13 protein-coding genes and 1 riboswitch are annotated in these 14,108 nt (G+C 56.0%); of the genes, 9 read left to right on the forward strand and 4 right to left on the reverse strand.

Features of this window, described 5'->3' with window-relative positions; translation table 11 throughout:
- Positions 1–23 precede the first annotated feature (23 nt).
- Positions 24–1,100 carry a ribosome small subunit-dependent GTPase A gene (gene rsgA, locus IDH45_RS14520; RefSeq protein WP_223836670.1) on the forward strand — a complete coding sequence of 359 codons (1,077 nt, stop codon included), beginning with the start codon at positions 24–26 and terminating at the stop codon, positions 1,098–1,100.
- Between the two features lie 605 nt (positions 1,101–1,705).
- Here the strand turns inward: rsgA and IDH45_RS14525 are convergent.
- Complete coding sequence (locus IDH45_RS14525) at positions 1,706–2,371, reverse strand: DNA-binding response regulator (protein ID WP_190928785.1); 666 nt, start codon at positions 2,369–2,371, stop codon at positions 1,706–1,708.
- A gap of 331 nt (positions 2,372–2,702) precedes the next feature.
- Between IDH45_RS14525 and IDH45_RS14530 the strand changes: the two genes are divergently transcribed.
- The 4 genes from IDH45_RS14530 to IDH45_RS14545 all read left to right on the forward strand — a co-directional run bounded on the left by IDH45_RS14530 (position 2,703) and on the right by IDH45_RS14545 (position 4,768).
- Positions 2,703–2,945, forward strand: a complete 243-nt coding sequence (locus IDH45_RS14530; RefSeq protein WP_190928787.1) for a DUF3977 family protein — start codon at positions 2,703–2,705, stop codon at positions 2,943–2,945.
- Positions 2,946–3,101: 156 nt separating this feature from the next.
- Positions 3,102–3,548, forward strand: coding sequence for a universal stress protein (locus IDH45_RS14535; RefSeq protein WP_190928789.1), 447 nt, complete (start codon positions 3,102–3,104; stop codon positions 3,546–3,548).
- Positions 3,549–3,732: 184 nt separating this feature from the next.
- On the forward strand, positions 3,733–3,855 hold the full coding sequence (locus IDH45_RS14540) for a sporulation protein YjcZ (protein ID WP_190928791.1): 123 nt from the start codon (positions 3,733–3,735) through the stop codon (positions 3,853–3,855).
- A 319-nt stretch (positions 3,856–4,174) separates the two neighbouring features.
- A riboswitch (cyclic di-GMP riboswitch) is annotated at positions 4,175–4,273 on the forward strand.
- A 201-nt stretch (positions 4,274–4,474) separates the two neighbouring features.
- Positions 4,475–4,768, forward strand: a complete 294-nt coding sequence (locus tag IDH45_RS14545; protein WP_190928792.1) for a hypothetical protein — start codon at positions 4,475–4,477, stop codon at positions 4,766–4,768.
- A 324-nt stretch (positions 4,769–5,092) separates the two neighbouring features.
- Here the strand turns inward: IDH45_RS14545 and IDH45_RS14550 are convergent, their stop codons facing one another.
- The 3 genes from IDH45_RS14550 to IDH45_RS14560 form a co-directional block, all read right to left on the reverse strand.
- Entirely contained in the window at positions 5,093–5,866 is a 774-nt protein-coding gene (locus tag IDH45_RS14550; protein WP_190928794.1) for a pirin family protein, read from the reverse strand.
- Between the two features lie 307 nt (positions 5,867–6,173).
- Positions 6,174–6,617: a MarR family winged helix-turn-helix transcriptional regulator gene (locus IDH45_RS14555; RefSeq protein ID WP_190928796.1), complete on the reverse strand. Its 444-nt coding sequence runs from the start codon at positions 6,615–6,617 to the stop codon at positions 6,174–6,176.
- A gap of 76 nt (positions 6,618–6,693) precedes the next feature.
- Positions 6,694–7,341 carry a nitroreductase family protein gene (locus IDH45_RS14560; RefSeq protein ID WP_190928798.1) on the reverse strand — a complete coding sequence of 216 codons (648 nt, stop codon included), beginning with the start codon at positions 7,339–7,341 and terminating at the stop codon, positions 6,694–6,696.
- Positions 7,342–7,630: 289 nt separating this feature from the next.
- Here IDH45_RS14560 and IDH45_RS14565 point away from each other — a divergent pair, with 289 nt between their 5' ends.
- The 4 genes from IDH45_RS14565 (at position 7,631) to IDH45_RS14580 (ending at position 13,896) form a co-directional block, all read left to right on the forward strand.
- Positions 7,631–9,145: a DEAD/DEAH box helicase gene (locus IDH45_RS14565; RefSeq protein WP_190928882.1), complete on the forward strand. Its 1,515-nt coding sequence runs from the start codon at positions 7,631–7,633 to the stop codon at positions 9,143–9,145.
- Between the two features lie 272 nt (positions 9,146–9,417).
- Positions 9,418–10,617, forward strand: coding sequence for a CapA family protein (locus tag IDH45_RS14570; RefSeq protein ID WP_223836660.1), 1,200 nt, complete (start codon positions 9,418–9,420; stop codon positions 10,615–10,617).
- A gap of 19 nt (positions 10,618–10,636) precedes the next feature.
- Positions 10,637–11,272 carry a fumarylacetoacetate hydrolase family protein gene (locus IDH45_RS14575; RefSeq protein WP_190928802.1) on the forward strand — a complete coding sequence of 212 codons (636 nt, stop codon included), beginning with the start codon at positions 10,637–10,639 and terminating at the stop codon, positions 11,270–11,272.
- A 323-nt stretch (positions 11,273–11,595) separates the two neighbouring features.
- Entirely contained in the window at positions 11,596–13,896 is a 2,301-nt protein-coding gene (locus tag IDH45_RS14580) for a helix-turn-helix domain-containing protein (RefSeq protein WP_190928804.1), read from the forward strand.
- Positions 13,897–14,108: the final 212 nt, after the last annotated feature.

Below are 14,108 nucleotides of genomic sequence, written 5' to 3' on the forward strand. Positions count from 1 at the left end.
TTCGGGAGGAATCCGCATTGAATATGAAGTTGAATACGAATATGAATCGTTTGGGCTGGACGGCTGAAAGAGAACGGCAGTTTCGGGAGACCGCGCAGCCTGGAGACGGATTTGGCCGAGTCGCGCTGGAGCATACCCATATGTACCGGATCTACACGGAACGGGGAGATATGCTGGCGGAGGTGGCGGGCAAGCTGAGACACCAGGCGCAGGGGCGCGGCGATTACCCGGCTGTAGGCGACTGGGTGACAGTCCGGTACCGTGAAGCGGACAACAGGGCGATCATCCATTCGATCCTGCCGCGGACGAGCAAATTTTCGCGGAAGCTGGCCGGCTTCGTGACAGATGAGCAGATCGTGGCGGCTAACGTCGATACGGTTTTTCTGGTTGCTGCGCTGAACCAGGATTTTAACGTAAGGCGGCTGGAGAGGTATCTGATTCTGGCTTGGGAGAGCGGAGCGAATCCGGTCATCGTGCTGACGAAGGCGGACCTGTGCGGTGAAGACGAGAGGCGTGGGAAGGCGGCGGAGGCGGAGCACGTCGCGATGGGCGTGCCGATCTATACGATCAGCGCAGCCGAAGGGGAAGGGCTGGACAGACTCGCGCCGTATTTTGGCGAAGGGCAGACGGTCGCTCTTCTCGGGTCGTCAGGCGCAGGGAAGTCGACGCTCGTCAACGCCTTGTATGGCGAAGCGGTCATGAACGTGAGGGAGATCCGCGAGGATGACGACAAGGGGCGTCATACGACGACGCACCGCGAGCTCGTGCCGCTGCCGGGCGGCGGCGTGCTGATCGACACGCCGGGCATGCGCGAGCTGCAGCTGTGGCATGCGGACGAGGGGCTCGGCCACGGGTTCCGCGACGTCGAGGAGCTCACGGCGGCGTGCCGCTTCGACGACTGCAGCCATGGCAACGAGCCGGGCTGCGCGGTGAAGGAAGCGCTCCGCAGCGGCGCGCTGCCAGAGGGCCGCTACGACAGCTACTTGAAGCTGCAGCGGGAGCTTGCCTATTTGGCCCGCAAGGAGGACAAGGCGCTGCAACTGAAGGAGAAGAAGCGCTGGAAGAAGCTCCACACGGACATGCGGAAGCATCATTCGTGATGGGCGGTGATGGACAGCGATGAACGGTAATGGAAATAAGAGGAGGGAAACGTTCTCTATTTCCACAAACGTGCTCGCAATCGGCAAAATAGCAGTCCCAAACCGCTCTTAAACAAACTAGAGCTACGCCTCGGGGCGGCATCGAGCGGTCCAATCGGCAGGGTTGGCAGTGTGCAGTTCAACTATCGGCATAAGAGCGATCTGAAGCTCTTATTGTTGGCATTTGCAGGGTTGGCGGAGGAATAGGAGCTTTTGGAGACTGCTATTTGCGAGCAAACCGCCGGTTCTTCCGGTAAGTGCCCGAAATAAGAGGGGGAAACGTCCTCTATTTCCACAAACGTGCTCGCAATCGGCAAAATAGCAGTCCCAAACCGCTCTTAAACAAACTAGAGCTACGCCTCGGGGCGGCATCGAGCGGTCCAATCGGCAGGGTTAGAGTCGGCAGTCCGACTATCGTCAGTTGGAATCGGCTGCAGGCACTCGGCAGTGTACAGTCGGCAGTCCGGGACTCGGCTGTGAATAGTCGGCAGTCCGGCACTCGATTATGAACAGTCGGCTATCGGCCGTGAACGTCAGCTGCGACCCCTCAAGAGTGCAGCTTAGCCTCATACAAATAGCAGTTTTCCGGTTTCGGTCAGCACGTAGGAGCGTATTCGAACGCTGCCGCCTGCGGAGCGAACAATGTTTTTGTTTTGGAGCCGATGCAGCCATCGGCGCGCATTCTCCGGGCGGATGCCAAGGTGAGCGGCCACGTGTGCCGGGGTAATCGGCTCCAGCCTTCCCGCCGCAAGCCGGACGATGTCCAGCTCGCGTCCGAGCAGCGGTACAACCGGTTCGTGCTCTCCGAACCATCTGCCCAACATTTGCAGGATGACTTGCTGGCAGCGCCTTTGCTTATTCATCATATCGTCGTAAGAGAAACGGATGATTTTCCAGCCGTCCAGCACCAACTGATTTTGGCGCATCAGATTATCGCCGAATCGGGTACGGTCAACGTCCCGCAGATGCGGCCCGTAACCGTCGATCTCGATGGCGATCCTGTAGGGCGGACGGATATAGGCGAAGTCGATATACCGCGAGCCGTCCTGAAAATCTTTGACTTCATACTCCGGATGAAGTGCGCGGAATTGCCCGACTGCTGGCCACCATACCTGTTCCAAAAACAGCTTCTCCGCATGCCCATGACCTTCCTGCAGCCTGCGCCGCCTTTCACTGGATCGGCTCTCTACGTGTTCCTCGATCCATAAATCATAAGATTTGCTAAATTCCATCCCTATCGTTCCTCCTAAATAAAAATAACCGCCTTCTCCCGGATGGGAAAAGACGGTGTGCTTCACTCGTCGTTACTGGAAATATAACGGATACATTTGGTGGAACTAAATGAAACGGAAACGCCGTAGTAGGGCCACCCCCTTCGACATCCATCTATCCGAGCAGAGGGTTACCTGTCCTGTTTATTTGTTTGTTTGTTCATTTGATGATTGTTAGGCGCGATCAGCTTTCGAATGACGAAAATAAAAACTCGTGAAACCATAAGTATTATTTTACCAGCGAATCCAATCGAAGTCCAGCTGATCTATCAAGCCAAGGCAGGTGCGTCTCATGAAGCAGTTTGTAGAGTTCGGCATCGGAAACCGGTGGCTGGTACGCACGGAATTTGAGCAGGAAGACGGCACCGAGTATGAACGGCGAGGCATCCACTGGCCCCGCACGGTGATTTCCCTGTACGTTCGTATATGGGTCGGCAGGAGCGTATTCATTCTGGATACGTCTGAGGGTGTCCGGCTTGACCGGAAACCGCGGAAAACATTCAAGCTTATAATCGGAATCCAGGGGACGGCCTAAGGAGGAGCGGATGGAACAGGACTGTTTCGACCGTGGCATATTGGGGTATAGATGTAGGATGTACTGCAATCGGTTGTGATGTTTCTCACAGTGTACGGACATGACGAGTGGTACGCTGGAGTAAGAACGATCTATCCAACAAAAGAGGTGCTTTTTATGCCATTTCAACATGTACTGGTCGCATATGACGGATCGGAGCAAGCCCAGTCGGCGCTCTTGCGCGCAAAGGAGCTCGTTCGCAGCATACCGGGCTCGCGGCTTACGATCGCCCATGTATTCCATTATCCGAACCTGGTCGTAGGTGAAGCGATGATCGCCGCGCCGGTGCGCATGGAGCTGGACGAGTTGTCCGACTCGGAGAGAACGCTGGACGAAGCCAAGGAACTGGCGACGGATTTGCCGAATGCGGCGACTGCGCTGCTTCAAGGAGATCCGGCGCGCGCCCTGCTCGATTACGCCGAAGAGCTGCAAGCGGATCTGATCGTAATCGGCAGCAGAGGGCTCAGCACGCTGAAGGAGCTGTTCCTCGGCAGTGTCAGCCATTATGTGGTGCAGCATGCGAAAGTCCCCGTTCTTGTCATCAAAAATCCGGACGACCTGTAAGTGGAGTGCCACAAACCGGTATTGATAAAAAGTTACGTTCGCCGGGACATCTGTACAGTCCGTTACCCGCCCCTCCTCATATTGTAGATCGTGTGGTTCATTCATCCCGACTGTCAATCGGGCAGCCTGGCCGGTTGCAACGGATGTCGGCCGCACAATCATGAAATATCGAGGAGGACTGACCATGGGATACGTTGGCGGTGCAGGATGCGGTTGCGGTCCGGGAGTTGGAGGCTTGTTTACTTCGACAGGCGTAATTCTGGTACTGTTCATCTTGCTTGTTATCGTCAGCCGGGCTTGGATCTAAGGGCTGATCAGCAAGCCGGGGAATCGGGTTAACGCCCGATTCCTTTCTTTTTGGAGAGGAACGTGTCCGTTTTTTAGCGGACTGAATCATCTGGCTCCCAGGAAAAACTCATTTTGCGCAAGGGAATTCATCGCGAAAAAGGATAAAAATAGTAACCATATGGAATATACCGGGAATAGTTGTCGAAAAAAAGAAGAAAATTGTAAATAATCGGGGCGTTTTTCCCGGAAATAGGTACAAAGGAGGATGCGAAGAAGGGGCTTCTCCCCTATTCTAAGAAGGAAGACGCGATACATACCATACCTAACTTCGATTACCTCCCGACAAACGGCAAACCCGGCTAAAGCCGGCGACGCAAAGCTAGAGGGGCTAAAGCAGCAGATCGGAATCGACCTTGCCAAGCCAGCCAGCTGCCGAACGATTTGGATCGGAGTTTTTTTGTAATATAGGAAGTTGTGCCAAGCAATTTCTTATGGATAACGGGAGCTTCCAAAGGAACAGCGATGGGCTACGAAGCAGGTCTGCGCTTTTGGGGGATTTTTTTGTATGCCAGGGGTCGGGGAACGGGAGCAGGACCAGTATCGGCTCTTCATCACTTGGGCGAAGGAGCTGAATCATTATGGAGGAAAGGCACGCATCGGCGGAGCAAGGGTATTACCTGAAGATGGGGAACGACTTTGTCGGCATGTATCGTTCGGAGGAAGGGCCGAAGCTTTTTTTTAACCGGGACAAGTACCGGCTGAACGATTCGAAGTGGGATGTGGAGCTCGTCGTCGGGCGGCACAACAATCTGTTTATTTTTTATTGGCAGGGCGAGAGGAAGATTTCGTTCCGGTTCAGCAAAAATTTGGATCGGGTCATTCAATTGTACCGGCTGCTTCAAGAATATTTGGCCGCTCCACGGACGGTATAGGAGCGGATCTTCCGCGGTCGGCCGTGACGGCCGGACCGTACACGGGATAAAGCAGCTTTCGTGCCGTGCGTGGTGCGAGAGCTCTTTATCCCGTTTTTTTTCCGCCGCCGCCAGCGCCCGGGTTATGCTTTCCGCCGCCGGAACAAGCAGTCAGGGTAGGTCCGTAAGCGGTCTCCTGCCTTGACTGGCGGCACATCGTGCATACCGACTCATTTATGAGGTGCAAATCATACCGGGGTATTGGATTAGGAGTCCGGTTTTCGCAGCTTATGCATGTGAGGCTTCTCATTGCCGGTTTCGACAGAGAGTCGGTATCCGGTGCGATCAGCGTTTGTTATACAGCGGATAATCGGTTTCCGAGGGCACGTCGATCGCGACGAGTCGCAGAGCTTCACCTGCCGCTGCTCTCACAATGGCTGAGCCGCTCGTCCCGCCTGCGTCCAATACGGCGAAATCTTTGGAATGCAGCTCCGACGGTTCGTCATCGGCCGAACCGAGAGATCCGGTGCCGAGAATCGCCAGAACCGCCATCGAACGTCCCGCCGCCAGCTCCAGCACATATTCGCCGCCCGCCTGTATTGTAATATCCCGCATATGCGCATCCACCTTCAGCGCTACCGGCGATTGCCCGCCGATGACTTCTTTGACGGTGACACCCTCGTGTTCTTGAATCGGGAACTGCTCGTGCTCGAATTGGCGATAGGTCGGCTGATCGTAACGTGTTTGGCGAAGGTCGGGCTCGAACCAGATCTGAAATCCTTCCATATCCGGTCCGACAAAACGTTCCTCGTGGGAGACGCCCGATCCCGTCTGCATCACTTGCGCTCCGCCGGCCCCTATCGTGCTCTTGGTGCCCAGCGAGTCTCCGTGCACAGCCTTGCCTTGGATCACATAGGTGACAATCTCGAAGGCCTGATGCGGATGCGGGGGAATATAGCCATCCTTGGGCGTAAACGCCCACGCCCAGTAGAAGAGAGGACCGACACGTTTCACGGCACCGCCTTCACCGGGAAATCCGATCGGCTTCTGCTCGATAATTTTACCTCCGTCAAACGCTCCCGTTCCTTGCTGAGCGGGTGAAAAACGTTGAATATTCATAGCGAATCAGCCTCCATACCTAGAATAATGGCACATACACAACACACTTCAACAAAGACGGATAGGAAATCATCTATCAATAAAAATCTTAATTTTAAGTTAAAATGGTGCAAAAAAATAGTATGCCGCAAGTATCTAGCAACTGCGCTGCGTACATGACGCTTGCGGCTGGGAGGAGTAACGCCGGAACGGATTTCGGGAATCGGATCATGCAGGAGACCGAAGCGGTCCGCATGGCTAGCCGACCGCCGTTGTTACCCCGGACGGTTGTCTGACCGCGGGTCTGTCGGTCTGCCTAGCAGGACGCTCACTTGAAGCTTTGTTCTGCGGTCAGGCCCAGCTTTTTGAGCAGCTCGGATGCCAGCTTTTGTTCTTCCGGCGTCAACCCGGAAACAGCTTCCTCAATTGCTTTCGTATGCTCCGGAAACGCGTTCTCCATAAACGCTTTTCCTTTCTCGGTAATCTCCGCGTAATAGACCCGTCTGTCTTCCGCACAGGCTACCCGTTCGGCGAGTTCCTTCTTCTCCAGCTTGTCGACAACGTAGGTAATGTTGCCGCTCGTCATCAATACTTTGCCGCCAATCTGCTGCAACGGCTGGCGCCCCTTATGATACAACAGCTCCAGAACGCCGAATTCGGTCCGGTTCAAGCCGTGCCTCCGGATGTCCCGGTCGGCATGCGCGTTTACCCATTGGCATGCTCTGGACAAGACGACGTACATCTGCAGCGATTCGTTTCTCGGTGGAGTCATATCCCTCCGGCCTCCTTTCGCGGTATATTCGTCGCTTACGTTCCTAGCAGACTCATTATACCACCAGCGGATCGTGTTAGGAATGCGAGTCTGCCGGCCCGAACGTCTCGTAGCGGACGAATTCCCCGACCGGTTTCCGGTAGCCCCGCGGCCTTTGGGACGAAGGATCCTCCTTGCCGATTGTGATCATCATGGCAGGAAACAAAGTATCCGGTATGTTCAAAATATCGCTTACCGTATCCGGATCGAATCCGATCATCGGGCACGTGTCCCAGCCTTTGTCCTTCGCGGCCAGCATGAACAGCATCGCCGACAAGCTTGCGCTGCGGACGGCTTCTTCTCTCATGAAGGAGTCGCCCCGCTGCTCGTAGAAGGAAATGGTCGATTCCACGGTGCTGTCGTACTCGCGCTGATCGATTACGCCAAGGTGCAGCAGTCCCTCGTTGATAGGACCGGCATTCAGATGGGCGCGCGTATCTCCGAGCACGACCAGAACAGCGGAGGCCGTATGAACTTTATATTGCTTATTTGCCGCTTCACATATTCGTTCCTTCCTCGCCGGGTCCCGAACGACGATGTAACTCGTATGCTGCAGATTGAACGCGGACGGGGCGAACTTGACGAGAGCGAACAGCTCTTCCAGCTCTTTGTCAGGCAACTCGATGCCCGGAATGAATTTGTTCGCCGATCTTCTTGATTTGACCAATGCAGGGAAATCGCTCATATGAACCGCTCCTCGTTACAAATATCATGTTTAAGAATCTTAATTTAAAGATATATCACAAGAGCCAAATTGTCAACGATTTTTGAGCCAAGTCGGAATACGAGGGTTCTGGCATCCAAGACTAACGGGTTATTCGTCGGCGAAAATGAGCCGGTAAGCGCGTCCAGCCGGCTATACTGCGGCGTACTCACCGGAGTTGGACGGCGGATGCCGTTTCCCCTATACTTAAATCATCGCTCCTGCAAAGGACAAACTGTATTCGCTGGAAAAGAGGTAGTTGGTTTTGAGTATGAATTTTATGTCGCTCGGCATAGCCGGAAGACTTAATGAAGCGCTGCGCAAAGAAGGGCTGGCCGTGCCCACTCCGGTACAGGAGAAGACGATTCCCATCGCTTTAACCGGGAAGGATGTTATTGTACAAGCCCAGACGGGGACCGGCAAAACGTTTGCGTTTTTGCTCCCGCTGCTGCAAATGATGCGGCCTGGCACAGGTGAGGTGCAGGCCTTGATTCTTACCCCGACGCGCGAGCTTGCCATTCAGATCACCGAGGAAGCGGGAAAGCTGGCTTCGGCGGTCCAAGCGACCGTGCTGCCGGTATACGGGGGGCAGGACGTTATCGCTCAGGCGCATAAGCTCGGTCAAGCTCCGGATCTGGTCATCGCTACGCCGGGGCGGCTGCTTGATCATATACGGCGCGGCACGATCGATTTATCGCGGCTCGGAACGTTCGTGCTGGACGAAGCCGATCAGATGCTGCATATGGGCTTTCTGCCCGAAGTGGAGGAAGTGATCCGGCATACGCCGGACGACCGGCAGACGATGCTGTTCTCCGCTACGTTTCCCGAATCGGTCCGGCTGCTCGCCGAACGGTATATGCGAAGTCCGGACGATATCCGGGTACAGGGCCGCGCCGTCACGCTCGATTCGATCCGGCAGTTGGTCGTCGAGACGACCGACCGGGCGAAGCGCGATACGCTGCTTCAACTGATCCGGCTGTACCGGCCGTATCTCGCCGTTATTTTTTGCCGGACCAAAATCCGCGCCAAAAAATTAACCGAAGCGCTGTTCGCCGAAGGGCAAAATGTCGACGAGCTGCACGGCGACTTGTCCCAAGCGAAGCGGGAGGCGGTGATGAAACGGTTCCGCGAGGCCGGTCTCCAACTGCTGGTGGCCACCGATGTAGCGGCTCGCGGTCTTGATGTCGAAGGCGTAACCCACGTATTCAACTACGACATCCCGCATGACGCCGAAAGTTATATTCACCGGATCGGGCGGACCGGGCGCGCCGGACAGAAAGGGATGGCGATTACGCTTGCCGCTCCCAAGGATGCCGGGCATCTCCGGGAAATCGAGCAAGGCATCGGATCAACGCTTGAGCGGATGCAGGCAGATCAGCCGAGCGGGAGCGCCAAGGAAGAAGGGATGCGCCGCCGGGGCAGCGGGTGGCAGTTCGCGTCGGACCGGGAAGCCGGCAGCCGTACCCCGAATTCGAATCGGGGCGGCAGAGGAGGCGCGCCGTCGAGAACGGCCGATCAAGGCCAGCGGCGGACCGCTTCGGGTGGGGGCCGGATGGACGCACCGAGGCAGGAGCGCCCTTTTTCCGGCAAACCGGCTCCAACTGCCAGCCGCGGCGAACGGTCTCACCAGTACGGCTCCCGGCCATCGCCGTCCCAGGGCGCGGGATCATCCCGCCATTCTTCGGGTTATGGCGGCGGCGAAGCCAGATCGCCGGGCAAAGATTCGCGCGGCGGCGGGGGCAAGCCGAACCGGAATTCCGGCCCGAGGCGCTCCGGCGGAAGATGAGGGGATCGGCCCAACCCTCGCCTGAAGCCCAAGTGTGAGCGGAGTCGATTAAGCCCCTGTGCTGGCAGGCTGGTCATGACGACCGGCCTGTTTTTTTATGCCGGGGAAGGAGTCGGCGGGCCCATTCGATTCGCGCGGTTCTGCTTCCAATCTTCCCGCAAGCCGACCACGCCGCGTTTCTTTCTGATATAATAGGTTCATAGAAAAGGGGAAAAGGAGCCGTTATGGAACAAACGTCCCGGAAAGAGAAATTTCAACGCAAGCGTAGTCATATGAAAAATAAAAAACGCCGTCGTCTGGCGACTACCGTATTGATCGTATCTTTTTTCACGCTGGCGATCCTTTTCTGGATCACTTATAACAGCGCTCAAAAACAGGAGGCGACTCCTCCGGGGCAAACAGCCAACCCGGGAACATCGTCGTCCGGCGGTACGTCGCCAACGGATTCGGGAAATACACCCGGCACGGGCACGCCAGAACCAAACGGCAGCGGAAGCGCCGGAGCCGGAGCCGGAGCCGGCCAGGACGATCCGAACCTCGTCCAGCTTACGTTCGTCGGGGATGTCATCTTCGCCGACAACGTGGAAGCGACCCTGAAGAGAAACGGCTACGACTATCCGTACAAGCACGTCCAGTCCTATCTAGAAAGAGCCGATCTGACGATCGCGAACCTGGAGACGCCGATAACCGAGCGGGGGACGGCGCAGATCAAGCAGTACGCTTACCGTTCGACGCCTGCGGCGCTTCCCGCGTTCAAGCAGGCGGGCATCGATCTCGTCAATTTGGCGAACAACCATATTCTCGATTACGGTACGACCGGCCTGCTCGATACGTTCACCCATCTCGACAAAAACGGCATTCGCTGGTTCGGAGCCGGAAGGAACGTTGCGGAAGCGTTCAAGCCGGTCATTATTGAGAGAAAAGGGATGAAAATCGCCTTTATCGGACTGAGCAAGGTGGTGCCGACGACGGATTGGAAGGCGGGCAAAGATACGCCGGGCGTGGCTGACACGTATGCGCTGACACTCCCTCTGCAAACGATCGAAAAAGCGAAGAAGGAAGCCGACCTCGTCGTCGTCGTTGCACATTGGGGGCTGGAACGCCACGATATGCCGGAGGCGTATCAGAAAGATTACGCCCGCCAGTACATCGATGCCGGAGCCGATCTGATTATCGGTGGCCACCCGCATGTGCTGCAAGGCTTCGAGAATTACAAAGGAAAATGGATCGCCTACAGCCTCGGCAACTTTATATTTACAATGAACGAGGACCCGGTAACGTGGGAGACCGTTATTTTGCAAGCTTCCTGCTCCAAGGACGGAGGGTGCGAGCTTCAGGCAGTGCCGGTACTGACGAAGCTGGCCAATCCCGAGCCGATGGGCGAGGAAGCGGCAGCCAAGCTGTTCAAACGATTGACCGATATTTCGTTCGGGGCTCAAATTAACAAAGAGGGCATCATAACTACGAAATAAGATAGACGGGAGACAACCGATGAGCGCATTCAGCGAGATTCGCAACATTTATTGCGTAGGAAGAAACTACAGATTACATGCCGCAGAACTGGGCAACGCCGTTCCCGAGCAGCCGATGCTGTTCTCCAAGCCTACCCATGCATTGGCGCTAATGGACGGAAGCGAGATCGCGGTGCCGGGGACGCGCGGCGAGGTGCATTATGAGGCGGAGGTCGTCATCCGGATCGGCCGCGACTATAAGCCGGGCTTGCCAGTAGACGAGCTGATCGACGGAGTAGCGCTCGGTGTCGATCTGACGCTGCGCGACGTGCAGGGCGAGCTGAAGAAAAAAGGCTATCCTTGGCTGGCCGCCAAAGGGTTTCGCAATTCCGCCCCGATCTCGGCTTTCCGTCCGTTTCCCGGTGTGCTTGCGTTCAGCTCCGAACCGTTCGGGCTTCGGATCAATGGCCAAAACGTGCAGAAAGGGAGCATCACCGAGATGATCTTCGATTTGCAGACGATCGTCGACTTTTGCGCCGAGCATTACGGCATCGGACGCGGAGACGTGCTATTCACCGGCACGCCGGCAGGGGTCGGAGCGCTGGCCGACGGCGACCGGCTGGAACTATTTTACGGAAGCGAGACGTGGGGAGAAGGGGTTATCCGGCTCCGTTAAGCGATTCGTAATCCGAAGGTGGACCCGGGCGGTCCTCCTTTTTTCAACACCGGCTCTTGCTGGGATAGCCGAACCGGAAGCGAGCGTGGAGAAGTCAAGCTGTACGTTCCGCCTCCCCGAAGGTATAATACAAGTAGGTGACAAGCTAGTGAATGGTAAATCCCAATATTGTGTGAAATAAAAATGAGTTCCGGCGGGCAACCGGTCGACGGCCAGCGGCAGGCTGCAAGCAATTCGTGCATCTTTGCACCAGCTTTGCTGTAAGCGTTTTAATTCCGCTGCGTAAAAACCACTTAAAAACCATGGGCGAAGGAGGTGCGGGGATGAGCGGCAAGCAATCCGGAAAATTTGCCAAAGTGACGTTCACGTTTCAGCGGAAGCTTCTTCTGTATTCGCTGTTTGTAAGCATCATCCCCGTTCTGATCGTCGGGTTGCTTTCCTCATATATCGCTTCAAGAAGCATCCAAAGCGAGGTTGACCAAAACCATAAATATATGCTTAACCAGATGCAGGTGCAGTTGAATCAATTTATGAAAAGCCTGCAAACTTCATCAATCTATATCGCAACGAATCTGGCGGTCGAAAAGTCGGTACGCGACGGGCCGGGAATCGACAACTTGAGCGCCTCTCTTGAAATGAACGAGACGATCCGCCGAATTCGCAGTACGTCTCCGGTCGAATACAGCAACGTGTCGCTTATCTATAAGCGGTTCAACAACTTTATATACTCGAATCAATATTCCTCGGAGCAGACTTCAATGTTCCGCCTTCCGACGATATTGGACAAGATGAATCCGCTGGAAAACGAGTCCATCTTCGTTCCGGCCAATACGTTCGACGATCAGCCCGATCTGCTGCTGTTCCGGCCGGTACCGATTCAGTCGAACTACAACGAGGGGGTTCTCGTGCTGCATGTGAAGCCGGAGAACATCCTGGAGTTCGTCGGCTCGGTCGAACACGGATACGGCAGCCGGGTACTCGTTGCGGACGAACGAAACCGGATCGTCATTAGCTCGAAGCACGGGGAGATGGGTAAGCCGCTGAGTGAAGTGGTCCGTTACGAAGGGCGCAGCGGCGGCAAAGAACCGGCCGATCAGGTGGAGATCGAAGGAACCCGTTACAAAATTCAGACCTCGACGCAAAACAACTGGACGTACATCGCCATCTCGCCCATGAAGCAGCTTACGGCGCAGTCCGACCGCATCCGGCTGACGACGCTGATCGTAGTCGGAGTGGTCGTCCTCTTGTGGGCGACTGTCGCAGCAGTCGGCTCGAAACGGATGTACTCTCCGATTCAGCGGATGTCGGAACGGTTCGTCCCGCGAAACCGCCACGACAGGGACCGCGGGGACGGCCTTGCCGTAATCGGAGCGTTCATCGAACAGCTGTCCGATACGAACCGGCAGCTCAGCTACAAGCTGAGTGAACAGTCCCCCTATCTGAAGCAGGGCCTCTTCCAGCAGCTGCTGCGGGGGGAAATGTCGGAGCGCGAGCTGGCGATCGCCGCCGGTCACGCGAATTTGAAGCTGGAGGGAGATTCGGTGTTCGTCTGCGTAGCCGAAGCCGACGATATTCCGGAATTTCACCAGACGTACCGCGAGAAGGACCGGGCGCTCATCCATTATGCGCTGCTTAAAATGATGGAGGAGACGTTCCAGGGCGTTCCGTTCTGCTCCGGCTTCACCCCGAAAACGGGTCAGGTCGTGCTGCTCGTCGGGATGCATTCGTCCGACGCGGAAGCGATGGTACTGCTGAAGCAGCGGGCGGACGAGACGAGACGCCATGTGCGGGAATATTTCCGCTTCGCGATCAGTGTCGCCGTAGCAAGCCCTTTGACGGCCTTTACGGAAATCGGCCGCGGTTATGACGAAGCGGTAGCGCTGCTCAGCCACCGGTTTATCCTTGGCGAGGATATTACGATATCCGCGGAACAAGCGGACGAGCGGCTGATGAGACTGAGCCGGGAGACCGGCGAGATCCAGAAGAAGATCGTCCATCACGTGCTGCACGGCAATCTCGACGATTCGCGCCGGCTACTCACCCGGCTGATCGCCGAACTGCCGAAGTCGCAGATGAATCCCGAGACGGCCAAAGGGTTGTTCTCGTATATGCTGGGCGAGCTCGATTATATGCTGCAGCAGACGGGGATCGACCTTCAGCAGTCCGAGGGGATCGACTTCTACCGCAAGCTGCATGAGCTTCGTTCGCTGCCCGAACTGGAGCGGTGGCTGATCGACGATCTGTTTCCCGCGGTTAAGCAGCAGATGCTCAAGGAAGCGGTATCCAAGCAGACGAAGACGGTGCGCGAAGTGATGGAGTATGTGCGGCAGTATATGGACGAAGAGATGACGCTGCAGAAGGCGGCGGATCATTTTCAGCTGTCGGTGTCGTATTTGAGCAAAATATTCAAGGACGAGTCCGGCGTCAACTTCAGCGAATTCGTGCTCGAACTCCGGATGGGCAAAGCCCGCGAATGGCTGGAGCATTCGGATATGCCGATCAAAGAAATCGCAGCGAAGATCGGCTACGCCAGCGTTCAAAACTTTAACCGCATTTTCAAACAATGGAGTGGCATACCTCCCGGCGAATACCGCAAGGAGCGGCGTCACGCCACAGGCTCCTGAACGAAACGAATCCTCTTGCCGCTTCACCCGCTTCATCTGTCACACCTGATCCGCCGCTTCGGCTGCACCGCGAAATGTGAACCTTCAGCACGTCCCTCATCCTTGGTTACCACATTCGCCGGTAGGCCGCTAGCGGCGGTTTTTTGCGCTCTATAGAGCCAAGGACAAGCGGTTTAGCCGCAATCGTTATCTTTTCTTCGCCTGATCTTTAT

Source organism: Paenibacillus oceani (assembly GCF_014705615.1).
Classification (GTDB): domain Bacteria; phylum Bacillota; class Bacilli; order Paenibacillales; family NBRC-103111; genus Paenibacillus_AB; species Paenibacillus_AB oceani.

Coding starts and splice junctions, on each gene's coding strand:
- rsgA (WP_223836670.1), top strand. CDS start 24: ATGAAGTTGAATACGAATATGAATCGTTTGGGCTGGACGGCTGAAAGA.
- IDH45_RS14525 (WP_190928785.1), bottom strand. CDS start 2,371: ATGGAATTTAGCAAATCTTATGATTTATGGATCGAGGAACACGTAGAG.
- IDH45_RS14530 (WP_190928787.1), top strand. CDS start 2,703: ATGAAGCAGTTTGTAGAGTTCGGCATCGGAAACCGGTGGCTGGTACGC.
- IDH45_RS14535 (WP_190928789.1), top strand. CDS start 3,102: ATGCCATTTCAACATGTACTGGTCGCATATGACGGATCGGAGCAAGCC.
- IDH45_RS14540 (WP_190928791.1), top strand. CDS start 3,733: ATGGGATACGTTGGCGGTGCAGGATGCGGTTGCGGTCCGGGAGTTGGA.
- IDH45_RS14545 (WP_190928792.1), top strand. CDS start 4,475: ATGGAGGAAAGGCACGCATCGGCGGAGCAAGGGTATTACCTGAAGATG.
- IDH45_RS14550 (WP_190928794.1), bottom strand. CDS start 5,866: ATGAATATTCAACGTTTTTCACCCGCTCAGCAAGGAACGGGAGCGTTT.
- IDH45_RS14555 (WP_190928796.1), bottom strand. CDS start 6,617: ATGACTCCACCGAGAAACGAATCGCTGCAGATGTACGTCGTCTTGTCC.
- IDH45_RS14560 (WP_190928798.1), bottom strand. CDS start 7,341: ATGAGCGATTTCCCTGCATTGGTCAAATCAAGAAGATCGGCGAACAAA.
- IDH45_RS14565 (WP_190928882.1), top strand. CDS start 7,631: ATGAATTTTATGTCGCTCGGCATAGCCGGAAGACTTAATGAAGCGCTG.
- IDH45_RS14570 (WP_223836660.1), top strand. CDS start 9,418: ATGAAAAATAAAAAACGCCGTCGTCTGGCGACTACCGTATTGATCGTA.
- IDH45_RS14575 (WP_190928802.1), top strand. CDS start 10,637: ATGAGCGCATTCAGCGAGATTCGCAACATTTATTGCGTAGGAAGAAAC.
- IDH45_RS14580 (WP_190928804.1), top strand. CDS start 11,596: ATGAGCGGCAAGCAATCCGGAAAATTTGCCAAAGTGACGTTCACGTTT.